At 73.2% G+C, this 22,851-nt stretch carries 22 protein-coding genes; 15 read left to right on the top strand and 7 right to left on the bottom strand.

What is annotated here, in order from left to right; genetic code table 11:
• The first annotated feature begins 97 nt into the window (after positions 1–97).
• Positions 98–1,489, top strand: coding sequence for a transposase (locus FHU33_RS21640; RefSeq protein WP_142025713.1), 1,392 nt, complete (start codon positions 98–100; stop codon positions 1,487–1,489).
• A gap of 174 nt (positions 1,490–1,663) precedes the next feature.
• Here the strand turns inward: FHU33_RS21640 and FHU33_RS21635 are convergent, their stop codons facing one another.
• Complete coding sequence (locus FHU33_RS21635; RefSeq protein WP_142027648.1) at positions 1,664–2,269, bottom strand: DUF1684 domain-containing protein; 606 nt, start codon at positions 2,267–2,269, stop codon at positions 1,664–1,666.
• A 92-nt stretch (positions 2,270–2,361) separates the two neighbouring features.
• Here FHU33_RS21635 and FHU33_RS21630 point away from each other — a divergent pair, with 92 nt between their 5' ends.
• A complete protein-coding gene (locus FHU33_RS21630) occupies positions 2,362–3,951 on the top strand; it encodes a DUF6779 domain-containing protein (RefSeq protein ID WP_142027647.1) in 1,590 nt (529 codons plus the stop codon).
• Between the two features lie 59 nt (positions 3,952–4,010).
• Here the strand turns inward: FHU33_RS21630 and FHU33_RS21625 are convergent, their stop codons facing one another.
• Positions 4,011–4,751 (bottom strand): SDR family oxidoreductase, encoded by a 741-nt coding sequence (locus FHU33_RS21625; protein ID WP_142028100.1) that lies wholly within the window; start codon positions 4,749–4,751, stop codon positions 4,011–4,013.
• Between the two features lie 317 nt (positions 4,752–5,068).
• On the opposite strand from FHU33_RS21625, the gene FHU33_RS21620 reads away from it, so the two are divergent.
• The 7 genes from FHU33_RS21620 (at position 5,069) to FHU33_RS21590 (ending at position 13,203) form a co-directional block, all read left to right on the top strand.
• Positions 5,069–6,013 (top strand): Rossmann-like and DUF2520 domain-containing protein, encoded by a 945-nt coding sequence (locus FHU33_RS21620; protein ID WP_142027646.1) that lies wholly within the window; start codon positions 5,069–5,071, stop codon positions 6,011–6,013.
• On the top strand, positions 6,010–6,867 hold the full coding sequence (gene panC / locus FHU33_RS21615) for a pantoate--beta-alanine ligase (protein ID WP_142027645.1): 858 nt from the start codon (positions 6,010–6,012) through the stop codon (positions 6,865–6,867). The genes FHU33_RS21620 and panC overlap by 4 nt, the downstream gene beginning before the upstream one ends.
• A gap of 8 nt (positions 6,868–6,875) precedes the next feature.
• Positions 6,876–7,289, top strand: coding sequence for an aspartate 1-decarboxylase (gene panD / locus FHU33_RS21610; RefSeq protein ID WP_281281698.1), 414 nt, complete (start codon positions 6,876–6,878; stop codon positions 7,287–7,289).
• A 25-nt stretch (positions 7,290–7,314) separates the two neighbouring features.
• Positions 7,315–8,121, top strand: coding sequence for a type III pantothenate kinase (locus tag FHU33_RS21605; RefSeq protein ID WP_142027643.1), 807 nt, complete (start codon positions 7,315–7,317; stop codon positions 8,119–8,121).
• An 89-nt stretch (positions 8,122–8,210) separates the two neighbouring features.
• On the top strand, positions 8,211–9,719 hold the full coding sequence (gene lysS / locus FHU33_RS21600) for a lysine--tRNA ligase (protein WP_246064097.1): 1,509 nt from the start codon (positions 8,211–8,213) through the stop codon (positions 9,717–9,719).
• Between the two features lie 158 nt (positions 9,720–9,877).
• The gene (locus FHU33_RS21595; protein ID WP_142027642.1) at positions 9,878–10,222 is read left to right on the top strand and encodes a histone-like nucleoid-structuring protein Lsr2; all 345 of its coding nucleotides are present in this window, start codon (positions 9,878–9,880) and stop codon (positions 10,220–10,222) included.
• A gap of 443 nt (positions 10,223–10,665) precedes the next feature.
• Entirely contained in the window at positions 10,666–13,203 is a 2,538-nt protein-coding gene (locus tag FHU33_RS21590) for an ATP-dependent Clp protease ATP-binding subunit (RefSeq protein ID WP_142028098.1), read from the top strand.
• A gap of 163 nt (positions 13,204–13,366) precedes the next feature.
• Here FHU33_RS21590 and FHU33_RS21585 read toward each other — a convergent pair whose 3' ends face one another.
• On the bottom strand, positions 13,367–14,263 hold the full coding sequence (locus FHU33_RS21585) for an HhH-GPD family protein (RefSeq protein WP_281281697.1): 897 nt from the start codon (positions 14,261–14,263) through the stop codon (positions 13,367–13,369).
• Positions 14,264–14,340: 77 nt separating this feature from the next.
• Here FHU33_RS21585 and FHU33_RS21580 point away from each other — a divergent pair, with 77 nt between their 5' ends.
• On the top strand, positions 14,341–15,015 hold the full coding sequence (locus FHU33_RS21580; RefSeq protein WP_142027641.1) for a MucR family transcriptional regulator: 675 nt from the start codon (positions 14,341–14,343) through the stop codon (positions 15,013–15,015).
• Between the two features lie 16 nt (positions 15,016–15,031).
• On the opposite strand, the gene disA is transcribed toward FHU33_RS21580, so the two are convergent.
• The 3 genes from disA to FHU33_RS21565 form a co-directional block, all read right to left on the bottom strand.
• Positions 15,032–16,117 carry a DNA integrity scanning diadenylate cyclase DisA gene (disA, locus tag FHU33_RS21575; RefSeq protein WP_142027640.1) on the bottom strand — a complete coding sequence of 362 codons (1,086 nt, stop codon included), beginning with the start codon at positions 16,115–16,117 and terminating at the stop codon, positions 15,032–15,034.
• A gap of 119 nt (positions 16,118–16,236) precedes the next feature.
• Positions 16,237–17,604, bottom strand: a complete 1,368-nt coding sequence (gene radA / locus FHU33_RS21570; protein ID WP_142027639.1) for a DNA repair protein RadA — start codon at positions 17,602–17,604, stop codon at positions 16,237–16,239.
• 58 nt (positions 17,605–17,662) lie between these two features.
• Positions 17,663–18,328 carry a copper chaperone PCu(A)C domain-containing protein gene (locus FHU33_RS21565; protein ID WP_142027638.1) on the bottom strand — a complete coding sequence of 222 codons (666 nt, stop codon included), beginning with the start codon at positions 18,326–18,328 and terminating at the stop codon, positions 17,663–17,665.
• 203 nt (positions 18,329–18,531) lie between these two features.
• On the opposite strand from FHU33_RS21565, the gene FHU33_RS21560 reads away from it, so the two are divergent.
• On the top strand, positions 18,532–19,122 hold the full coding sequence (locus tag FHU33_RS21560; protein ID WP_142027637.1) for an RNA polymerase sigma factor: 591 nt from the start codon (positions 18,532–18,534) through the stop codon (positions 19,120–19,122).
• A 10-nt stretch (positions 19,123–19,132) separates the two neighbouring features.
• Positions 19,133–20,134: a hypothetical protein gene (locus tag FHU33_RS21555; protein ID WP_142027636.1), complete on the top strand. Its 1,002-nt coding sequence runs from the start codon at positions 19,133–19,135 to the stop codon at positions 20,132–20,134.
• 42 nt (positions 20,135–20,176) lie between these two features.
• Here FHU33_RS21555 and FHU33_RS21550 read toward each other — a convergent pair whose 3' ends face one another.
• Entirely contained in the window at positions 20,177–21,034 is an 858-nt protein-coding gene (locus FHU33_RS21550; RefSeq protein ID WP_246064096.1) for a UbiA family prenyltransferase, read from the bottom strand.
• 121 nt (positions 21,035–21,155) lie between these two features.
• On the opposite strand from FHU33_RS21550, the gene FHU33_RS21545 reads away from it, so the two are divergent.
• The 3 genes from FHU33_RS21545 (at position 21,156) to ispF (ending at position 22,844) form a co-directional block, all read left to right on the top strand.
• Entirely contained in the window at positions 21,156–21,638 is a 483-nt protein-coding gene (locus FHU33_RS21545; protein WP_026857724.1) for a CarD family transcriptional regulator, read from the top strand.
• Between the two features lie 64 nt (positions 21,639–21,702).
• Complete coding sequence (ispD, locus tag FHU33_RS21540) at positions 21,703–22,365, top strand: 2-C-methyl-D-erythritol 4-phosphate cytidylyltransferase (protein WP_142027634.1); 663 nt, start codon at positions 21,703–21,705, stop codon at positions 22,363–22,365.
• Positions 22,362–22,844: a 2-C-methyl-D-erythritol 2,4-cyclodiphosphate synthase gene (gene ispF / locus FHU33_RS21535; RefSeq protein WP_142027633.1), complete on the top strand. Its 483-nt coding sequence runs from the start codon at positions 22,362–22,364 to the stop codon at positions 22,842–22,844. The genes ispD and ispF overlap by 4 nt, the downstream gene beginning before the upstream one ends.
• Positions 22,845–22,851 lie beyond the last annotated feature (7 nt).

The following is a 22,851-nucleotide window of genomic DNA, read 5'->3' as shown; positions in this document are numbered from 1 at the left end:
CCTCACGACCGGTGGCGAGGGAGGACCCCTGACGATCGAGCCTGTCGCACAAAGCGCGCCTGATTGATGATCATCCTGGGCGGCGGGAGACTGGGGTATGCCGCAGAACTTCATCCGCGGGGATGTCGATCAGGGGTTCCTGCTGCCGCCGGATGTGCGGGATTGGCTGCCCGACGGGGAGCTGGCCTGGACGGTCAAGGATGCGGTGGACTCGTTCGACCTGTCGGGGTTCAAGCGCTCGTATCGGGCCAACGGGCAGGGCGCGGCGGCGTTCGACCCGGCGCTGATGGTGGCGGTGCTGCTGTACGCGCACGCGGTCGGGGTGCGCTCGTCGCGGGCGATCGAGCGGCACTGTGTCCGCGATGTGGCGTTCCGGGTGCTGGCCGGCAATCGGGTGCCCGATCACGCCACGATCGCCCGGTTCGTCACGCGTCACCGCCAGCCGCTGCAGGAGCTGTTCGCGCAGGTGCTGCGGGTGTGTCACGAGGCCGGGATGGTGCGGCTGGGCGTGATCGCGGTGGACGGGACGAAGATCGCCGCGAACGCCTCCTGGTCGAAGAACCACACCTCGGCGTCGCTGGCCCACCAGGTCGCCGAGGAGCAGGCCCGCTACGACCAGCTGGCCGCCGAGCTGCTCGACGAACAGACGCGCATCGACGCGGCCGAGGACGCCGAACACGGCGACGACCGCGGGGATGAGCTGCCACCGCCGCTGCGCCGGCGGGCCGAGCGGTTGGCTCGACTGAAGGAGGCCAAGCAGCGCCTGGACGACGAGCAGGCCGCGGCCGTGGCCGAGCAGGAGGTGAGGAAGGCCGAGTGGCAGCGCCGCAAGGACGCCGGCACCCGCCGCGGCGCCCAACCGGGCGAGCATCCACCGGGCCGCAATCCGGACAAGGACAAGCCGCCGCGGGCCAACGCCACCGATCCGGACTCGCGGACGATGCGGGGCGGGCGGGGGCTGGTGCAGGGCTACAACGCCCAGGCCGCGGTCACCGAAGACCAGCTCATCGTCGGCCAGACGCTGACCCAGGCGGCCACCGACGCCCATCAGCTGTTTCCCGTCCTCGATGACGCCGCCGAGCAGCTGAACCAGGCCGGCATCGAGGAGACGCCCGACACCTGGGTCGCCGACGCCGGCTACGCCAACGAGGAGACCTTCACCGAGGCCGAGACCCGCGGCCTGCGCCTGCTGGCCCCGATGATCAGCGACGAACGCCGCGCCGCCGGCGAGGACCCCGCCGGGGACAAACCGCTGACCTCCCGCCCGGCCACCGCCCGCGCCCAGGACAGGCTGCGCACCCCCGAAGGCACGGAGAAATACGCCCTCCGAGGACGCACGGTCGAACCGGTCTTCGGCCAGATCAAAGACCGGCAGGGACTACGCCAGCTCCTCCGCCGCGGCCTGCAGAACGCCAAGACCGAGTGGTCGCTGGCCTGCACCGTGCACAACCTGCGCAAGATCCACGCCCACCGGCTGGCCACCGCCTGATCCGGGGGCGGCCGGCACCGCCGACAGCGCTGACCGGGCCACTATCCCCGCTCCCGACCACCATCAACCGGCGCCCGCCCCCCGACTCACAGCGCAACATCACCCAGCGATGCACCGCGGCGGCTCATCCGCCACCGTTCGCGCGACAGGCTCGATCAGCGAACCTGATCGTTCTCAGTACCAGCCGCCGCGGGGCAGCTGCTCCCCGGCGGCCACCGGGGCCGGCGTCCGGTTGCCCTCCGGCGCCAGCGGGCAGGACCAGCGCGGGTCGTAGGTGCACGACGGGTGGTAGGCGAAGTTGAGGTCGACCACCAGCCTGGCGTCGTTCCCGCCGAGGTCGGCGCCCTTGACGGTGTCCAGCAGGTAGCGGCCGCCGCCGTAGGTGGTGTTCCCGGCCGTCCCGTCGCGCAACGGGAGGAAGACCCCGCCGCCGTAGCCGCCCAGCCACCAGACGTCGACGCGGCCCACCGCGCCGAGCGCCGCGGTGCCGATCCGGTCCAGCAGCACCGTGCCGTCCGCCGCCGTCGGCACCTCCAGCCGCGCAGCGGGAGCCGGTTCCAGCACCGCCTCGAACCGCAGCGCCGGGTCGTAGCCGGCGTAGGGCAGCCCGGTGAACGCCGCTCGCGCGGCCTCGTCCAGCGGTGAGTCGGGGTGGGCGGCGAAGAGTTCGTCGCGGCCGTCCCGCCAGCTCCGCCAGCCGGTCTCCGGGTCCTTCGCCGACCGTGCGGCGGCGTACAGCGCGGCCACCTGGCGGCGCCATCCGAGCAGGCTGAGGGTCACCGCGCCACTCTCGCAGCCGACGTCGGCGACGGCTCGGTCACGACGTCGTTTCCTGCCCGGAGGACGGCGCGTTCCGCCGCTACGCTGGGGCCATGCCGCTGCGCGAGGACGACGTCGCTCCGCGCACCGGCGTCGGTCCGCGCACCGGCGTCGGTCCGCGCACCGGCGTCGCCGACCGCCGGATCCTGCTGCAGGCCGGCGGTTTCCTGCTCGCCGTCGGGGCGACCCTCGCGGTGTTCCTCACCGACAACCCGCAGGTCCTGAAGCTGGCCGTCGTGGGCGTGGCCTGGGCGTTCGTCCTCGCGACGTTCGCAGCGGCGTCCCGGTCGACCGAGCGGGTGGCGGCGAAGGCGCGCGAGGCCGAGCTCCGCCACGCCTACGAGTACGAGCTCGACCGCGAGGTCGCGGCCCGCCGCGAGTACGAGCTGGGCCTGGAGGCCGAACTCCGTCGCGAGGCCGAGGAGTCCATGCGGACCGAGCTGGACGGGCTGCGCGAGGACCTCGCCGGCCTGACCGAGCTGCGCGACGAGGTGGCCCGGGTCGCCGAGCTGCGCACCGACATCGCGGCGCTCTCGTCGCTGCGCGAGGAGGTGGCGCGGGTCGCCGCGCTCCGGGACGACGTCGCCGCGCTGACCTCGCTCCGGCAGGAGCTGGGTCAGCTGGCCGAGCTGCGCGACGACATGGGCCGGCTGCGCCAGGAGTTCACCGAGCAGCTGTCCAGCGAGATGCTCATCGAGCGCATCGTGATGCGCACCCAGGCCAGCCGGCTGACCTCCGACGTGCAGGACGTCCCCGGGCGGGCGCTCGACGCCGCGACGCGGTGGACCGACGACGCCCCGCCGCGTGAACTCACGGGCGGGTGGCCCGCCGTCCGGCTCGACGAGTCGCGCGAGACCCGCCAGTTCGACCAGGTGCGTGTGGAGCGTGCACCGGTATCTCCGCTGCCCTCCGGGCCGCCGCCGTCCCGGCCCGTCCCGTCGCCGTCCTGGCGCCCCAGCTGGGAGTCCGAGCCGGACCGCCCCCGATCCTGGGAGACGCCACCGACCGCCACCTGGGAGACGCTCTCGGGGCGCTCCTGGGAGACGCCCGCGTCACCGTCGCCGGACGACCGCTGGTCGGCGTCCGGCCACACTCACGGCGACGTCGACGAGGACACGCCGCTGTGGTCGGCCGCGCGGGCCGACACCCCAGAGCACGCCCGCCACGGCACGGCCGAGCCGTGGCCCCCGACCGCAGCCTTCCCGTTGGCGGCCCCGCCGTGGGGCTCCGACGCCGGCACCCTTCCGCCGACGACGGCGCACCCGGTCGCCCCGCCGCCGGTGGCCGCGCCGGAGCCGCTGCCGTCCCCGCTGGAGTGGCTGGCCGCGCGCTCGCTCATCGACGCCGGGCCCCTCGACGCAGAGCCGACCTCGTTCCGGCCGGAGGTGCCGCCGCGCCGTCGTCGCGGGGACGAGCCGCTCGCGGACCCCGCCGTGGTCCCCACGGCGCAGCGCCCCGCCGTGCCCGCCAACCCGGCGATCCGCGTCGAGCCCGAGCGGTCCGGGCCGCCTGGGCAGGAGAAGCGGCTGGCCGACATCCTGGCCGAGAACGGTGGGACCGCGACCGGCGGGCGCCGCCGGCGCCGCTACCGCGACGAGGACGAGCCCGACGACGTGCTGGCCCGCGTGCTCCGCACCAACTGACGGCCCCTTGCAGGGGCCCGCCGCGAGCCTGCGAGCGGTGGGGGGGCAAGGGGGTCCTCTTACCGCCCGCGCGACAGCCGCCCGCCGTCCAGCACCAGCGTCTGGCCGGTGACCCAGCCGGCGCCCTCGCCCAGCAGGTAGGCGGCTGCCTCACCGACGTCCTCGGGGACGCCGAGCCGGCCGGCCGGGTACTCGGCGGCCACCTCGGCCTCCCGGCCCTCGTACAGCGCGCCGGCGAAGCGGGTCTTCACCACGGCCGGGGCCACCGCGTTGACCCGCACCGTCGGCCCGAGCTCGACGGCCAGCTGGGTGGTCAGGTTGATCACCGCGGCCTTGCTGACCCCGTAGGCGCCGATGTTCTCCGACGACCGAAGCCCGGCCACCGATGCGACGAACAGGACCGATCCGCCGTGCTCGGCCATCCAGGCCCGCCACGCCTCCTGCACCAGCCCCAGCGAGGAGACCACGTTGGTGTCGAGGATCTTGCGGAAGGCATCGAGGTCCAGATCCACCATCGGCCCGTAGACCGGGTTCACCCCGACGTTGCCGACCAGCATGTCCAGGCTGCCGAAGGTCTCGACCGCCGTCCGGACCGCCCCGGCCCGGTGCTCGGCATCCCCGGCGTGACCGGGGACGGCGACGGCGACCTCCGGCCCACCGAGGCTCTCGACCGCCTCGGCGAGCGCCTCGGGCTTGCGCGCGGTGAGCACGACGCGGGCGCCCCGGTCGACCAGGCTCCGTGCGATCGCCAGTCCGATACCCCGGCTGCCGCCGGTCACCAGCGCTGTCCGCCCGTCCATCGTGCCCACGCCGTCCTCCTGTCGTCCGCTCTGCTGACGGCGCCCACGCTAGGGGCTGTGGCCGGCCTCTCCGCCGCCCCACCCGATCGGGTGCCCCGGGGACGCCGGGTGAGGCAGGACACAGCCGCCAGACGTTGCGGGGCGCGGGAACCGGTTCCACACTCGCCTTCGGCGGTCCACCTGCGCGACACATCCGGTTGCAGCAGGCGGCACCACCGAGCACGACGCGCTCGAACCGCACGACCCCCGAGCGGTCTCCAACGTGGAGGCCACCGACGTCCGGTACCCGTCAGGGACTGGAACGAGAGGGTGCACCGATGCCTGCTGCCCGCAGGACCCATCGCGTTGCCGGGCTCCCCCCGGCCTCTGCCGCGCCGGCCCGCCTCCGCGTGGGCGTCATCGGCGCCGGCCGCGTCGGCGCCGTCCTGGGAGCCGCGCTCACCGCCGCCGGACACGACGTGGTCGCCGCCTCGGGTCTGTCCACCGCCTCCGCCGAACGCGCCGCCCGGCTGCTCCCCGGGGCCCCGCTCGTCCCGGCGGACGAGGTGGTCGCCGCCTCCGACCTGGTCGTGCTGGCCGTCCCGGACGACACCCTCGCCGGCCTGGTCGCCGGCCTGGCCGAGACCGGCGCCTGGCGGCCCGGCCAGCTCACCTTCCACACCTCCGGCGCCCACGGGCTCGCCGTGCTCGCCCCCGCGGAGCGCGCCGGCGTCCTGCCGTTGGCCCTGCACCCGGCCATGACCTTCTCCGGCGCCCCCGAGGACGCCGACCGGCTGAGCGGCGCCCCCTTCGGTGTCACGAGCCGCCCCGAGTACCGCGCGGTCGCCGAGACCCTGGTGCTCGAGATGGGTGGTGAGCCCTTCTTCGTGGCCGAGGAGGACCGGCGGCTCTACCACGCGGCCCTGGTCACCGGCGCCAACCACCTGGTCACCCTCGTCGCCGAGGCCGCCGACCTGCTGCGGACGGCGGGCATCGGCGACCCGGCGCGCGTCCTGGCGCCGCTGCTCACCGCGGCGTTGGACAACGGGCTGCGCCGCGGCGACCGGGGGCTCACCGGTCCGGTCAGCCGGGGGGACGTCGGCACCGTCCGCGACCACCTGCAGACGCTCACCGAGCGGGCGCCCGACTCGGTCGCGGCCTACGTCGCCATGGCACGGCGCACCACCGAGCGCGCGCTGGCCGCGGGTCGGCTGAAGCGGCACGAGGGCGCGCCGCTGCTCGGCCTGCTCGAGAGCGCGCGCGACGAGGCGTCCTCCTGGTGACCGCCGTGCGCACCGGTCCCGCCGTCGCCGAGACGGCGGCTGACCTCCGTGGGCTCCTGGTGGAACTCCCCGGGCCGGTGGCGCTCGTCCCGACCATGGGGGCGCTGCACGAGGGGCACCGGACGCTGGTCCGCGCCGCCCGCGAGCGCGCCGCCACCGTCGTCGTCTCGGTGTTCGTGAACCCCACCCAGTTCGGCCCCGGCGAGGACTTCGACCGCTACCCCCGCACCTGGGACGCCGACCTCGCGGCGCTGGCCGAGGAGGGCGCCGACGTCGTCTTCCACCCGCCGGTCGACGAGGTCTACCCGCCTGGCGCGGTGGGAGTGACCGTCGAGCCCGGGCCGCTGGGCACCGTCCTCGAGGGTGCCATCCGCCCCGGGCACTTCGCCGGCGTCCTGACCGTGGTCGCCAAGCTCTTCGGTCTGGTGCGCCCCGACCTCGCGCTCTTCGGCGAGAAGGACTACCAGCAGCTCACCCTGATCCGGGCCATGGCGCGGAAACTCGCGCTGGGCGTGGAGGTGGTCGGCGTGCCGACCGTCCGCGAGGACGACGGCCTGGCGCTGTCCAGCCGCAACCGCTACCTGGACCCGCAGCAGCGGGCGACCGCCGCGACCGTCTCGGCTGCCCTGCGCGCTGGTGCCGCCGCCGGTCCCCGGGGTGCCGACGCCGTCCTCACCGCCGCCCGCGGAGTGCTCGCCGAACGCCCGGAACTGCTCCAGGACTACCTCGCGCTCACCGATACCGACCTGGGGCCGGCACCTGCCGTCGGCCCCGCCCGCCTGCTGGTCGCCGTCCGCGCCGGCACGACCCGACTCCTCGACAACATCGCAGTCGAACTGGGAGACCTCTCATGATGCGCACGATGCTCAAGTCCAAGATCCACCGTGCGACGGTCACCCAGGCCGACCTGCACTACGTCGGCTCGGTGACGATCGACGAGGACCTCCTCGACGCCGCCGACCTGCTCCCCGGCGAGCAGGTCGCAATCGTCGACGTCACCAACGGCGCCCGCCTGGAGACCTACGTGATCCCCGGCGAACGCGGCAGCGGTGTCATCGGGATCAACGGAGCGGCCGCCCACCTGGTCCACCCCGGCGACCTGGTGATCATGATCAGCTACGGCGTCATGGACGAGACCGAGGCGAAGAGCTACATCCCGAACGTCGTCCACGTCGACGCCGCCAACCGGATCGTCGAGCTGGGCGGTGACCCGTCGGCCCCGGTCCCCGGCGCTTCCGACCAGCAGCGCAGCGACCTCGGCGTCCCCGTCAGGTGACCACCCGGCCGGGCGGGTCGCGGCCGTGCTGCTGACCGTCGACATCGGCAACAGCCAGACCGTCCTCGCCACGTTCGACGGCGAGCAGCGGGTCGGCTGCTGGCGGGTGACCACCTCACCGAGGGCCACGTCCGACGAGCTGCGGATGCTCTGGCGCGGGCTGCTGCGCGACGCCGAGGTGACCGGGGTGGCCGCCTGCTCCACGGTGCCCGCGCTGCTGCCGGCCCTGCGCCAGCTGCTGGACTCCCTCGAGGTCCCGGTCGTCCTCATCGGCCCCGGCGTGCGGACCGGCGTCCCGCTGCACGTGGACAACCCGCGCGAGGTCGGCGCCGACCGCGTCGTGACGGCCCTGGCGGCGCACGAGCTGTTCGGCCGCTGGCCCGACGGGCGCGGTCGGCCCGTCGTCGTCGTGGACTTCGGGACGTCGACCAACGTCGACGCCGTCGGGCCCGACGGGCAGTTCCTGGGCGGTGCGCTGGCACCCGGCGTGGAGGTCAGCCTGGAGGCGCTGGCGACCCGGGCCGCCCAGCTGCGGTCGGTCGAGCTGACCGTGCCGACCCACGCCATCGGGAAGAACACCGTCGCGGCGCTCCAGTCGGGCCTGGTTCTCGGGTTCGCCGGCCTCGTCGACGGCCTCGTGGGACGGATCGCAGCGGAGATCGTCGCCCAGTTCGGTGCCGCGCCCATCGTGGTGGCCACCGGGGGCCTCGCTCCGCTCGTCGTCGACAGCTGCCGTTCGATCGGCGAGCGGGAACCGGACCTCACCGTCCACGGCCTCCGGCTGGCCTTCGAACGGCAGCAGGCGGCGAATCGCCGGACAAGCTCCCCGTAGGCTCCGTGCTGCCCGGGCGAGCTTGCGAGCTCGGCGAATGGACAGAGCAGCGCTCGCGAACGGATCGACGAGCGCCAGCGAGGAGAACCGTGAGCGAGCAACCCCCTGGTCCACCGGAGGACGAGCTTCCCGAGCAGATGCGCGTCCGCCGGGCGAAGCTCGACCGGCTCCGCGAGAGCGGCGTCGACCCCTACCCGGTGACCGTCGCGCGGACGACGACTCTGGCCGCCGTCCGCGCCGCGCAGCCCGACCTCGAGCCGGACACCATGACGGGGGAGACCGTCGGCGTCACCGGCCGGGTCATCTTCTTCCGCAACACCGGCAAGCTGTGCTTCGCCACCTTGCGCGAGGGCGACGCCGAGCTGCAGGTCATGCTCTCCCGCGACCGCGTGGGCGAGGACTCCCTCGCCGCCTGGAAGGCCGACGTCGACCTCGGCGACCACGTGCTGGTCACCGGCGAGGTCGGGACGTCGCGCCGCGGGGAGCTGTCGGTCTTCGCCGACTCCTGGCAGCTGACGTCGAAGTCGCTGCGGCCGCTGCCGGTCGCGCACAAGCCGATGAGCGAGGAGTTGCGGGTCCGTCGTCGCTACGTCGACCTCATCGTGCGCGACGAGGCGCGGCGGACGGTGCGCCAGCGGGCCACGGTGATGTCCACCCTGCGCGCGGGGCTGGGCTCTCGCGGGTTCCTCGAGGTCGAGACCCCGATGCTGCAGACGGTGCACGGCGGTGCCGCCGCGCGGCCGTTCCGCACCCACATGAACGCCTTCGACCTCGACCTCTACCTGCGCATCGCACCCGAGCTGTTCCTCAAGCGGTGCATCGTGGGCGGGCTGGACCGGGTCTTCGAGATCAACCGGAACTTCCGCAACGAGGGTGCCGACAGCTCGCACTCCCCGGAGTTCGCGATGCTGGAGACCTATCAGGCCTACGCCGACTACCAGGTGATGGCGACCCTCACCCGCGAGCTGATCCAGGAATGCTGCCTGGCGCTCTTCGGCGACCACGTCGCCCGTCATCACGACGGCACGGAGGTCGACCTCTCGGGGGAGTGGCCGCAGGTGCCGCTCTACTCCGTGGTGTCCGACGCCGTGGGTGAGGCCGTCACCCCGGAGACGCCGGTGGAGAAGCTGCGCGCGATCGCCGAGCGGCACGACGTCGGGATCGATCCCGCCTGGCTGCCCGGGAAGGTCGTGGAGGAGTTGTTCGAGGCCCTGGTGCAGCACACGCTGCAGGCGCCCACCTTCGTCATCGACTACCCGTTGGACACCTCGCCGCTGACCCGGGCGCACCGTTCCCGGCCCGGGGTGGCCGAGAAGTGGGACCTCTACATCGGCGGGATCGAGCGGGCGACTGCGTATTCCGAACTCGTCGACCCGGTGGTGCAGCGGGAACGGTTCACCGCTCAAGGAGCCCTCGCCGCGGCCGGCGACCCCGAGGCCATGGCGCTCGACGAGGATTTCCTCGAGGCATTGGAGTACGGCATGCCGCCCACCGGCGGTATGGGTATGGGCATGGACCGGTTGATGATGACGCTCACGGGCCTCGGAATCCGGGAGACCATCCTGTTCCCACTGGTCAGGCCTATTTCTCCGCAGTAGCGCGAAGGTGGAACCGGACCGGACCGATTCGCACCCGCGGGCAGTGTGTGCAGTGTGTTCACTAAATGGTGCCGAGTGTGATGTAATGGCTCATGTCGTCCTACCGGGCGTCAATTGAGTTCGGCTCCCGGGCCGCTGCGGAAGAGTGAGGAACATAAATGGCGCGCAAGGTTCAGGTCATCCTGAGCGACGACCTCGACGAGAACCTGTCGGCCGACGAGACGGTGAGCTTTTCTCTCGACGGCACCTCGTACGAGATCGACCTGGCGGAGAAGAACGCCAAGGAGATGCGCGACGCCTTCTCCCGTTATGTCTCGGCCGCCCGCAAGGTGGGGCGCGGCACCCGTGCGACCGGTGGTGGTCGAGGCCGTTCCACCGGTGGCCGCATGGACCGCGAGCAGGCCGGCGCCATCCGGGACTGGGCTCGCAAGAACGGTCACGCGGTCAGCGACCGCGGTCGCATCCCGGCCAGCGTCGTCGACGCCTACGAGGCCGCTCACTGATCACTGAGGCCCCCTGTCGAGCTTGCAAGGGCTGAGAGGGGCGGGGTCCCTTCCGCCGCCCTCCGGACGGGGCGGTTGTGACGTCTGTGATGCCCGCGCGTGTCTGCGCGCCGACCGGCCCGGTTCCCTGTATGGGGACCGGGCCGTCGTCGTCTCCGGGTCTGCTCGCCCACACGCGGCTCCCCGAGTGCCCGCGCCCACCTGCGTGGACGCGAGCCGACCGTCGCGCGTCCGCTGACGGCGTAACCGGACCGGAACAGGCGCCGGCCGGTAGCGGTTGGACCAGACAGCCACCCACCGTCCCCGTGCACGCACGACAGGACGGCGTGGTCCGCGACTACAGTGGAATGACCGGTGCCCCCAGCGCCGACGGATGTCGGGTGCCCCTTCCCCAGACCAGGGAAGGGCAGTGCCGGACCAGCCGGTCGAAGGAGAAGCAGCAGATGTTCGAACGGTTCACCGACCGAGCCCGCCGCGTTGTTGTCCTGGCCCAGGAAGAGGCCCGGATGCTCAACCACAACTACATCGGCACCGAGCACATCCTCCTGGGCCTGATCCACGAGGGTGAAGGCGTCGCTGCCAAGGCACTGGAGTCCCTCGGCATCTCGCTCGAGGGCGTCCGCCAGCAGGTCGAGGAGATCATCGGCCAGGGTCAGCAGGCCCCGTCCGGCCACATCCCCTTCACCCCGCGGGCGAAGAAGGTGCTGGAGCTCTCGCTGCGCGAGGCCCTGCAGCTCGGCCACAACTACATCGGCACCGAGCACATCCTGCTCGGCCTGATCCGCGAGGGCGAGGGCGTCGCCGCCCAGGTCCTCGTGAAGCTCGGCGCCGACCTCAACCGCGTCCGCCAGCAGGTCATCCAGCTGCTCTCCGGCTACCAGGGCAAGGAGCCGGCCGCGGCCGGCGGCCCCGCCGAGGGCACCCCGTCGACCTCGCTGGTCCTCGACCAGTTCGGCCGCAACCTGACCCAGGCCGCGCGCGACTCCAAGCTCGACCCGGTCATCGGGCGGGCCAAGGAGATCGAGCGGGTCATGCAGGTCCTGTCGCGGCGGACCAAGAACAACCCCGTCCTCATCGGCGAGCCCGGCGTCGGCAAGACCGCCGTCGTCGAGGGCCTCGCGCAGGCCATCGTCAAGGGCGAGGTGCCCGAGACGCTGAAGGACAAGCAGCTCTACACGCTGGACCTCGGCGCCCTCGTCGCCGGTTCCCGCTACCGCGGTGACTTCGAGGAGCGGCTGAAGAAGGTCCTCAAGGAGATCCGCACCCGCGGCGACATCATCCTGTTCATCGACGAGATCCACACCCTCGTCGGAGCGGGTGCCGCTGAGGGCGCGATCGACGCCGCCAGCATCCTCAAGCCGATGCTGGCCCGCGGTGAGCTGCAGACCATCGGCGCCACCACGCTCGACGAGTACCGCAAGCACCTGGAGAAGGACGCCGCTCTCGAGCGCCGCTTCCAGCCCATCCAGGTCGGTGAGCCGACGCTGCAGCACACCATCGAGATCCTCAAGGGGCTGCGCGACCGCTACGAGGCGCACCACCGGATCAGCATCACCGACGCCGCACTCGTGGCGGCCGCGACGCTGGCCGACCGGTACATCTCCGACCGCTTCCTCCCGGACAAGGCGATCGACCTGATCGACGAGGCAGGCGCCCGGATGCGGATCAAGCGGATGACCGCCCCGCCCGACCTGCGCGAGTTCGACGACCGGATCGCCGGCATCCGCCGCGAGAAGGAGTCGGCGATCGACGCGCAGGACTTCGAGAAGGCCGCCTCGCTCCGCGACAAGGAGAAGACTCTCCTCTCCGAGAAGGCCGAGCGCGAGAAGCAGTGGAAGGCCGGCGACATGGACGTCGTCGCGGAGGTCGACGACGAGCAGATCGCCGAGGTGCTGGCCAACTGGACCGGCATCCCCGTCTTCAAGCTCACCGAGGAGGAGACCACACGTCTGCTCCGCATGGAGGACGAGCTCCACAAGCGGATCATCGGCCAGGAAGAGGCCATCAAGAGCGTCAGCCAGGCCATTCGGCGCACGCGGGCGGGCCTCAAGGACCCGCGCCGTCCCGGTGGTTCCTTCATCTTCGCCGGCCCCTCGGGTGTCGGTAAGACCGAGCTGGCAAAGGCTCTGGCGCAGTTCCTGTTCGGTGAGGACGACGCGCTCATCCAGATCGACATGGGCGAGTTCCACGACCGATTCACCGTGTCGCGGCTCGTCGGTGCCCCTCCCGGTTACGTCGGTTACGACGAAGGTGGCCAGCTGACCGAGAAGGTGCGGCGCAAGCCGTTCTCGGTGGTCCTTTTCGACGAGATCGAGAAGGCGCACGCGGACGTGTTCAACACGCTGCTGCAGGTTCTCGAGGACGGTCGGCTCACCGACGGTCAGGGCCGGGTCGTGGACTTCAAGAACACGATCCTGATCCTCACGACCAACCTCGGTACGCGGGACATCTCGAAGGCCGTGGGTCTCGGATTCCAGGTCGGGAATGACACCCAGAGCAACTACGAGCGGATGAAGCTGAAGGTCAACGAGGAGCTCAAGCAGCACTTCCGGCCCGAGTTCCTCAACCGCATCGACGACATCGTCGTGTTCCACCAGCTGACCGAGGAGGAGATCACCCGGATCGTCGATCTCCTGATCGCTCGGGTCGAGACCCAGTTGGCGAACAAGGACATGTCGCTGGAGATCACCCCGGCGGCGAAGAAGCTGCTCGCCCAGCGCGGGTTCGACCCGGTGCTGGGTGCCCGGCCGCTGCGCCGGACCATCCAGCGGGAGATCGAGGACGCGCTGAGCGAGAAGATCCTCTACGGCGAGCTGACCGCGGGTCAGATCATCGTGGTGGACGTCGACGACGCGGAGGGCCCGGCGCAGAAGTTCACCTTCCGCGGCGAGGCCAAGCCGATCGACCTCCCCGACACCCCGCCGGTGGCCCTCTCGGGCGCCGAGGGTGACGAGGAAGGTCCCGCGGCCCAGGCCGAGTGACCTCGTAGTACCAACGACAGGGCCGTCTCCCGCGAGGGAGGCGGCCCTGTCGCACGTCGAAGCCGGCCGCCATGGTGATCAGGTCTCCTGGTCATCATGGGTCCTACCTCGTGGTCGACAGTGAGGTAGGACCCCGAACGATCAGGAGACCTGATCAACACTTTCAGGCGGGCAGGGTGAACAGGCCGTCGGCGGTCTGCTCGACCAGGCCGTCGGTGAGCAGGGAATCCAGGCAGCGGCTTCGCTGGACGGCGTCGTCCCAGGCGGGCTCGAGGGCCGCGGAGTCCACCGGCTCGGGGGCGGCCCGGAGCACGTCGAGCAGCCGCCCCCTCACCTGTCGGTCCGTGCCGGCGAACTTCTGCACGCGCCGCGGCGGCCCGTCGTGCGCGGGGGAGCCGGCCAGCCGCCAGGCGCAGCGGTCCCTGACCGGGCAGACCGCGCAGCGGGGGACCCGGGCCACGCAGACCAGCGCGCCCAGTTCCATGACGGCGACGGAGAACCGCGTGGCCCGGTCGGTGTCGGTCGGCGTCAGCGACGCGACGTCGGTCAGATCGGCGGCTCGGGCGTTCCCCGCCTCGGCTCGCCCGTGCAGTACTCGCGCCATCACCCGCCGGACGTTGGTGTCCACCACCGGCTGCGGCTGCCCGTAGCCGAAGCAGGCCACTGCGCGGGCGGTGTACGTCCCGACGCCCGGAAGGGCTTCCAGGGCCGGCACGTCGGCCGGGACGACGCCCCCGTGGCGTTCGACGACGGCGACGGCGGCCTCGCGAAGCCGCAGCGCCCGCCGCGGGTAGCCGAGCTTGCCCCAGGCGCGGATGACGTCGGCGGGCGGCACGGCCGCCAGGTCGGCGGGGGTGGGCCAGCGCGCCATCCACTCCCGCCAGATCGGCTCGACCCTCGCAACGGGCGTCTGCTGCAGCATCACCTCGCTGACGAGGACCGCCCACGCATCCACGCCGGGACGCCGCCAGGGGAGATCGCGCGCGGCGGTGACGTACCAGTCGACGATCGCCTCCCCGGCTGCCATCGCCGTGGTGGCCGTCGACGGGGTGCTGGTCACGGGAGACGAGTCTGCCGTGCCGGCGGAGCGGCGTGCCGACCCGACCCGCCTCGTCGGCGCCCACTACCGTTCCCCGCGTGTGGCACCCGGTCGGCGAGCTGCCCGCGCGCGTCTACTGGCGCCGGCGGGTCGTGGTGCTGGTCGTGCTGCTGGCCCTCCTGGGCGGCCTCGGCTGGCTGGCCTTCTCGCTGCTCTCCGCACGTGGCGGCGGGGACGCGGCGGCCTCGGACCGGTATGAGGCCGTGCCGGAGCCCGCTCTGGCGCGGGTGGTCCCGTCGCTGGCCGCCGTCGCCACACCCGACCCGCCGCCGGTCGCGGAGGCCGCGGCAGAGCCGCAGGTGGCCGCCCCCGAGCCGCTGGCCGGGGGGCCGTGCACCGACGACATGATCGCTCTCGAGGTGCGGACGCCGGGCAGCGTCCCGGTCGGCAGCAAGCCGACCTTCGAGATCGCGGTCGCGAACGTCTCCGCGGTGCCGTGCGTGCGAGCCCTCGACAAGGGACTGCAGGAGATCGTGATGGTCGACTCGGCGGGCAACCGGGTGTGGGGGAGCAACGACTGCTTCCCCGAGGCCAGCAGCGATCTCCGCACCCTCGGACCCGGGGAGGTCGTGACCATCCCGCTCGTCTGGGGCGGCCTGACCAGCGAGCCGACGTGCAGTGCACCCCGCGTGAATCCGGCGCCGGGGAGCTACCTGCTGCGCGCCCGGCTGGACACCAAGGTCTCGCCGGACGCCTCGATCACCCTCGTGTGACGCCGGGCGAGCCGGCTCAGCTGTAGCGGTCGAGGATCGAGGTCTCGGCCAGCCGGGAGAGGCCCTCGCGGATGCCGCGAGCGCGTGCCTCGCCCACGCCTTCGACGGCCAGCAGGTCCTCGATGGTGGCGGCCAGCAGCTTCTGGAGCCCGCCGAAATGGTCGACCAGCCGATCGATGATCCCCGAGGGCAGCCGCGGCACCCGATTGAGCAGGCGGTAGCCGCGCGGACTCACGGGGGAGTCGAGGGCGTCGGGCGAGGTGGGCAGCCCGTAGCAGCGGGCGACGGCCGACAGGTCCAGCAACTCGGTCGCGGTCAATGCCCGCAGATCGGTGAGCACCTGGTCGATCGTCCTGGGACGGCGGCCGCCGCCCGGCAGATAGTCGCGGACGAGGAGCCCGCGGTCCTCCTCCACCCCGGCGAGCATCTCGTCGAGCTGGAGGGCCAGCAGACGGCCGTCGGTACCCAGCTCGACGACAAAGCCCTCGATCTCGTCGGCGATGCGTCGGACCATCTCCAGCCGCTGGCTCACGCTCATCGCGTCGCGCACGGTCACGAGGTCCTCGATCTCGAGCGCGGACAACGTGCTCGCCACCTCGTCGAGGCGGAGCTTGTAGCGCTCCAGCGCGGCCAGGGCCTGGTTGGCCCGCGCCAGGATCGTCGTCGGGTGCTCGAGGGTGTACCTGCGGCCGGCGACGTACACGCTGATGATGTGCATCGACTGGCTGACCGAGATGACCGGGAAGCCGGTCTGGAGGGCCACCCGCTCGGCGGTCCGGTGCCGGGTGCCCGACTCCTCGGTGGGGATGGTCGGGTCGGGCATCAAATGCACGCCGGCCCGCACGATGCGGGTGCCGTCGTAGGAGACGATCACCGCGCCGTCCATCTTGGCCAGTTCCCGCAGACGGGTGGCCGACAGGGCGACGTCGAGGGCGAAGCCGCCGGTGCAGAGCGACTCGACCACGCGGTCGTAGCCGAGGACGATCAGCGCGCCGGTGCGGCCGGCGAGGATGCGCTCCAGCCCGTCGCGCAGCGCGGTTCCCGGGGCGATGCGGCCGAGAAGCTCGCGCAACGCGACCTCGGGATCCACCTCGGTGGGCACGAGCGCTCCTGACGGTCGAGTGGTACGGCGGCTGAGTCTACGTGTCGGGGCCGACCGAGGTCGCCGCTCGGGGCTTCCGGGCGGAGCTCGGTGCGACGTCCTAACGAGACTCTAGAGAGCTAGAACAAGCGGTGGAAGGCGGCGCCCAGATCGGGCACCTCGATCAGCCGCATCCCGGGAGGTGCTGCGCCGGCGTCCACGGGGACCAGGGCGGCGGTATAGCCCTGCCGCGCGGCCTCGGCGAGCCTCCGGCCGGCGCCCCCGACCCGGCGGATCTCCCCGGACAGGCCGACCTCGCCGAGGGCCACCATGCCTTCGGGCAGGGCGCGATCGCGCGCGGCGGAGGCGATCGCCAGGGCCAGCGCGAGATCGGCCGCCGGCTCGGCGATCCGGACACCGCCCACGGAGGCGGCGAAGACGTCGGCCTCGGCGAGCTTGACCCCGCCGCGGCGCTCGACGACGGCGTTGACCATGGCGACCCGCTGGGCGTCCAGCCCGCTGACGGCGCGCCGCGGCGAGCCTCCGCCGCCGGTGCCGGCGACGAGCGCCTGGACCTCGGCCAGCAGGGGGCGGCTGCCCTCCATGGTCACCGTGACGCAACTGCCGGGGACCGGCGCCGTCCGGCGGGAGACGAACAACGCCGACGGATCGGGCACGCCGACGACGCCGGCGTCGCCGATCTCGAAGCACCCGATCTCGTCAGCCGGGCCGAACCGGTTCTTGGTGGCGCGGACGAGGCGCAGCGTCGAGTGCCGTTCGCCGTCGAAGGAAACCACGACGTCGACCAGGTGCTCCAACGTGCGCGGCCCGGCGATTGCGCCGTCCTTCGTGACGTGGCCGACGAGGATCGTGGTCATGCCCCGGCTCTTCGCGACCGCGGTGAGCGCACCGGCCACGGCCCGGACCTGGCTGGCCCCGCCGTCGGTGCCGTCGACTGCGGGGGAGCGGACGGTCTGGACGCTGTCGAGGATGAGCAGGGAGGGGTTCACCTGCTCGACGTGCGCGAGAACCGCCGACAGCTCCGTCTCAGCGGCCAGGTAGAGCTGCTCGTGCAGGGCGCCGATCCGCTCGGCGCGCAACCGCACCTGGCCGGCCGACTCCTCCCCGGAGACCACCAGTGCGGGCCCGTTCCGCTCGGCGACCCGGTGGGCGACCTCGAGCAGCAGGGTGGACTTGCCGACGCCGGGTTCCCCGGCGACCAGGAGGACGGCTCCGGGGACCAGCCCGCCGCCCAGCACCCGGTCGAACTCGGCGATGCCGGTGGGGATCGCTCGCGCACCGGCCAGCTCGACCTGTGCGATCGGCCGGGCGGGCGCAGTGACCGGGCCCGCCGAGACCGCGCGCAGGGCAGCGGCCGGGGCGCCGACCTCCTGGATGCTGCCCCAGGCCTGGCATTCGGGACAGCGGCCCACCCACTTGGCCGAGGCGTAGCCGCACTCGGTGCAGCGGTGGACGGGACGGGCGGACTTCACTCCAGCGGGCGGCACGCCGCGACGCTAACCCCGGGGGACGACAGTTGCGGGGAGGACGGCGGCAGCGGCGGGACTACTCGCCGCCTTCGTTGCCCGCGCCGGAGTCGTCGGCGGACTCCCCGGCGGACTCCCGCTCGCGCGCCGCTTCCTCGCCGCTCTCCTCCTCAGCCTCTTCCTCGTGGTGGAAGTCGAACGCCTCGCCGCGGTCCTGAGCCTCGTCCGGGTTCGCCACCGTCACCGGCAGGGTCACCTCGCCGGCGTCCTCGAAGGTCAGGGTCAGCTCGAGGTACTCCCCGACCGTCAGGGAGTCGTCGAGATCGGTGAGGGTGATCGACGTGTCGTCACCGTCGACGAACACGGTGCCGTCGGCCGGGATCTCGATCTCCTCGGAGTCCGCAGCGCCGCCGGATGCCGAACCCACGGTCGTGGCGGTCCCCGCGGTCTCGATCTCGACGCCGCCGAAGCCCTCGCCGTCGACCTCGAGCAGGGTGTCGCCCTCCTGGCCGCCGTTCACGATGGCGAGCATCAGCTCGGCGTCGTCGCCGGCCTCGTAGCTGCCTCCGCGCGGATACTCGAGCTCGGCCGCGCGCAGGGTGATGTCGCCGACCTGCGCCATGGCGCCGACCTTGTCGCGTTCCTGCGTGGCGGTCTGCGTGACCTGCCCCGCGCTGCACGCGGAGAGCGCGACGGGGGACAGAAGCAGCACGCCCACAGTGGCGGCGCGCAGCGCGCGGTTCACAGCCGTCGACCTCCAGCAAACACCAGCCGGTCACCGCGGGATCGGTGACGCGGGGTCGACCGGAGCCTAACGGGCACTGCTGGTGCTCCGCCCGGAGGGAAGCCCCGAGGCCTGCGAGTCGCCCTCCAGGGCGCAGCGACGTCCAGCCGGCTCGCCCGGCTGCCGATCAGGTGGAGGAGGAACAGCCGACCGAGGGGGGACCGATGGCCACCGGCGTGCCCTTCGACGACGTCCTGGCCGCGGCGCAGGCCGGAGCCGCCTGGGCCTTCGAGACCCTCTACCGGGACCTCTCACCGGCCGTCACCGGGTATCTGCGCCTGCACCGCGCGGCCGATCCGGACGATCTCGCCAGCGAGACCTTCCTCGGGGTGTTCACCGGGCTGGCCGGTTTCCGGGGGGACGAGGACGCGCTGCGCGCGTGGGTGTTCACCATCGCCCACCGGCGGCTGGTGGACGACTGGCGACGGCGCAGTCGTCGCCCCCAGGTCGCGGACGACGACGCCGACCTCGCCCGGCACCCGGGAGGCGACGTCGAGGACGACGCCCTCACGCAGCTCGGTGCCCAGGACGTCCATCGACTCTGCGCCCTGCTGCCGGACGACCAGCGCGCCGTGGTGCTCCTGCGCGTGCTGGGCGACCTCACAGTGGAGCAGGCCGCCCAGGTCATGGGCCGCTCGGTGGGTTCCGTGAAGGCCCTGCAGCGCCGCGGATTGCGCGCGCTCCGCGACGAGCTCGGGAACTCCTCCGAACGGGTGGGGTCGGCCGCGCACCCTTTTGCGGCCGCCCGGCGATGACGGAGGTGAGATGACCACAGCAGCCGACGACCGCGCCGTCGAGGACGCCTTCGAGGCGTACCTCGCCGGCCGGCCCGTTCCTGAGGAGGGAGCCGACCTGGCCTCCTTCGCCGGGGCGGTCCGGGCCACGGCGACCCGATCGGGTCGCCCGAACTCGGCCCTCGCCGAACTGCTGGCCACCGGTCTTCTCACCGACCAGCCGAGTCCGTCCGCCAGGACGGCCCGATCGGCCGGGAGCCCGCCGCCGCGCGGACCCCGGATCCGGAACCGGAGACGTTTCGCCATGATCCTCCCAGCTCTGATCGCCAAGTTGCTCTCCGCCGGCGCCGTCGCGCAGGCGGCCACGGGCGCAGGTGTCGCTCTCGTCGTCGTGACCGGCGCCGGCGCCGCCGGAGTCCTCCCCGACCCGCTGCAGAACACGGTCGCGGCCGCAGTCGAGACCGTGACGCCGCTCGAGCTCCCCGAGGGCGGGGAGGGCGAGCCCGTCGAGGAGCCCACGATCGAGGAGCCCGTCGCGGAGGAGCCGGTCGCGGACGAGCCCGCCACCGACGAGCCGGCCACCGACGAGGGCGCCGAGGAGGTCCCCGCCGGGGAGACCGCCTTCAGTGCGGAAGCGTGGGCGACGCAGGGGCCGGACGCCTACTCCTCCTTCGGGGCGTGGGTCAGCGCGGGGGCCGAGCACGACATGGCCGAGGTGCTCGGCGTCCGTTTCGGCGAGCTCGTCAGCGCCCGCGCCCGCGACAAGGGCATGGACGCCGCAGACCTCGAGGCAGAAGGCGTGGACCTCGCGGCCCTGGGCCTCGACGGCGCCGACCTGGAGGACCCGGCCGACGAGACGACGGCCCCCGCCCCCGAGGTCGCCGCGGAGAGCCCGGCCGCCGGTGCGACCGCGCCGACCCAGCGGGGCGGCGGCCGGGGCAACGCCGGAAAGCCTGCCGACGGCCAGGGCAGCGGCAACGCCGACAGGAGCGGGAACGGCAGCGGCAACGCCAAGGGGAACGGCCGCAACTGATCGACAGGGCGGCGGCCGACGACAGGTCGGCCGCCGCCCCGGTCACGCGAGCGCCGCGCCGCCCGCGACGAGCAGGGCCACGTCGAGCACCGTCAGCAGCATCACCGCCGGGAAGGCCAGCCGACGGAACCGTGCGGTGCCCGCCAGGGCGGCGACGACCACCGCGGGCGCCGTCAGGACGAGGCACGACCAGCCAGTCGCCGTCGGGGGTCCGTCGGGCCCCAGGACCAGCACCAGCGACGCCCCGCCCAGGAGCAGGGCGCCCGTTCCGGCCGAGATCTGCGCTCCGAGGCGGTGGGGGAGCCCTCGTACCCCCGTCGCGAGGTCGTCCTCCAGGTCGGGCGCGACGTTCGCCAGGTGGGCGGCGGCGCCCAGCGCCCCGCCGGCCGCGACCAGCCACCACGGAGCGGTGGGGGTGCCCGGTGCGGCGGCGACCACTCCCGCCGGGAGCGCACCGAAGCCCGTCACGTAGGGGACCACGGACGCCGCCGTCCGCTTCAGGCCGGCGTTGTAGGCCCATCCGCTGGCCACGAGGACGAGGAGCAGCGCTCCGGGCACGAGGCCGAGGAGCAGCGACAGGACGGTCGCCAGGACGACGGCGACGAGCGCAGCGGAGCGCAGGAGCGAGGGCGCCACCGCTCCCTGGACGACGGGCTTGTCGGTCCGCGCGACGGCCCGGTCGCGGTCGGCGTCGAGCCAGTCGTTGCTCCACCCGATGGACGCCTGACCTGCGAGGACGGCCGCGCAGAGGAGCACCGCGCGGCCCGCCGACATCCCGGCCGCGACGGCCAGGAGCGTGGCTGCGGTGGTCACCGCGACGGTCGGCCCGGCGTGGGTCGCGAGCACCAGGGCGCGCAGCTCCGGAGCCCTCCCGGGGCGGCGCGCAGGCACATCGACCACGCTCTGTCAACCCCTCTCCGACACCTGGCCAGGCCCCTGACCTGCAGATTTACTGCCCGACTCCGATCCGTTGGTCAGTCTGCCGTGGTAGCCTGGGGACAGCGAAAGGGGTCACATCCACATGGGCTTCACTGTCGGCGAGACCGTCGTCTATCCGCATCACGGTGCCGCGCTGATCGAGGCGATCGAGCAGCGGACCATCAAGGGCGTCGAGAAGGCCTACCTCGTGCTGAAGGTCGCCCAGGGCGACCTGACCGTGCGTGTGCCGGCCGACAACGCAGAGATCGTCGGCGTGCGCGACGTCGTGGGCCAGGAAGGTCTCAACCGGGTCTTCGAGGTGCTGCGCGCCCCGCACACCGAGGAGCCGACCAACTGGTCGCGCCGCTACAAGGCCAACCTCGAGAAGCTGGCCTCCGGTGACGTGAACAAGGTGGCCGAGGTCGTGCGTGACCTCTGGCGCCGCGACAAGGACCGCGGCCTCTCGGCCGGCGAGAAGCGCATGCTCTCCAAGGCCCGCCAGATCCTGGTCAGCGAGCTCGCGCTCGCCGAGGGCACCAACGAGGACAAGGCCGAGGTCCTGCTCGACGAGGTCCTCGCCAGCTGAGCCCGGGCTCGCTGCGCACAGGCATCACGAGCACCCGCTCCACAGAGACACCCGGACCACTCCCGTGCACGCTGTCGGTATCGTCGCAGCGGCCGGGAGTGGTCTGCGTCTGGGGGCCGATCTGCCGAAGGCACTCGTCCCGCTCGCCGGTCGGCCGCTGGTCGCCTGGTCGGTCGACGCCCTGCGCGCCGGCGGGGTGGCGGAGTTGGTGGTGACCGTTCCCCCCGGCCAGCGCGACGCCTTCGCCGCCGTGCTCCCCGCCGACGTCCGGCTGCTCGATGGTGGAGCCACCCGTACGGCGTCGGTCCGGGTCGGACTGGACGCGGCGAGCGTCACCGCCGACGTCGTCCTCGTGCACGACGCCGCCCGGCCGCTGACCCCACCCGACGTCGTCCGCCGGGTGCTGGCGGCACTGGCCGCGGGCCATCCGGCCGCCGTCCCGGTCCTGCCCGTCGTCGACACCACGGTGGTCGTGGACGATGCCGGCGTGATCCGCGATGCGCCGCCGCGTGCGGCCCTGCGCCGCGTGCAGACCCCGCAGGGCTTCGACCGCGCCATCCTGGCCGCCGCCTACGCGCGGCTGGCCCCGGACGCCGATCTGACGGACGACGCGGCCGTGGTCCGGGCTGCCGGCGTCCCGGTCGTCACCGTCGAGGGCGACGAGCGTGCGGCCAAGGTGACTGTTCCGCACGATCTGGCCGTGGCCGAGCGGCAGGTGCGCCGGTGAGCACCGAGCTGCCGCGGGTCGGCATCGGCACCGACGTGCACCCGATCGAATCCGGACGGGCCTGCCGGCTGGCCGGGCTCGACTGGCCCGGTGTCTACGGCTGTGCCGGGCACTCCGACGGCGACGTCGTCGCGCACGCCCTGGCCGACGCGGTGCTCTCCGCGGCCGGCCTGGGCGACATCGGGGGACTGCTGGGCACCGACGACCCGCGCTGGGCGGGGGCTGCGGGGATCGCGGTCCTGCAGTACGTCCGCGAGGTGCTCGACGCGCTGGGCTGGCAGGTCGGCAACGCGTCGGTCCAGCTGGTCGCGAACACCCCGAAGCTGGCTCCCCGGCGGGCCGAGGCCGAGGCCGCGCTGTCCGCGGCACTCGGCGCCCCGGTCAGCGTCGCCGCCACCACCACCGACGGCCTGGGGTTGACCGGCCGGGGGGAGGGCCGGGCGGCCGTGGCGACCGCCCTGGTCGTGCGGGCCGGCTGACCGCCGA

The sequence above is a fragment of the Blastococcus colisei genome, from assembly GCF_006717095.1.
Taxonomy (GTDB): Bacteria; Actinomycetota; Actinomycetes; order Mycobacteriales; family Geodermatophilaceae; genus Blastococcus_B; species Blastococcus_B colisei.
This window is presented reverse-complemented; position numbering and strand designations above follow the sequence as displayed.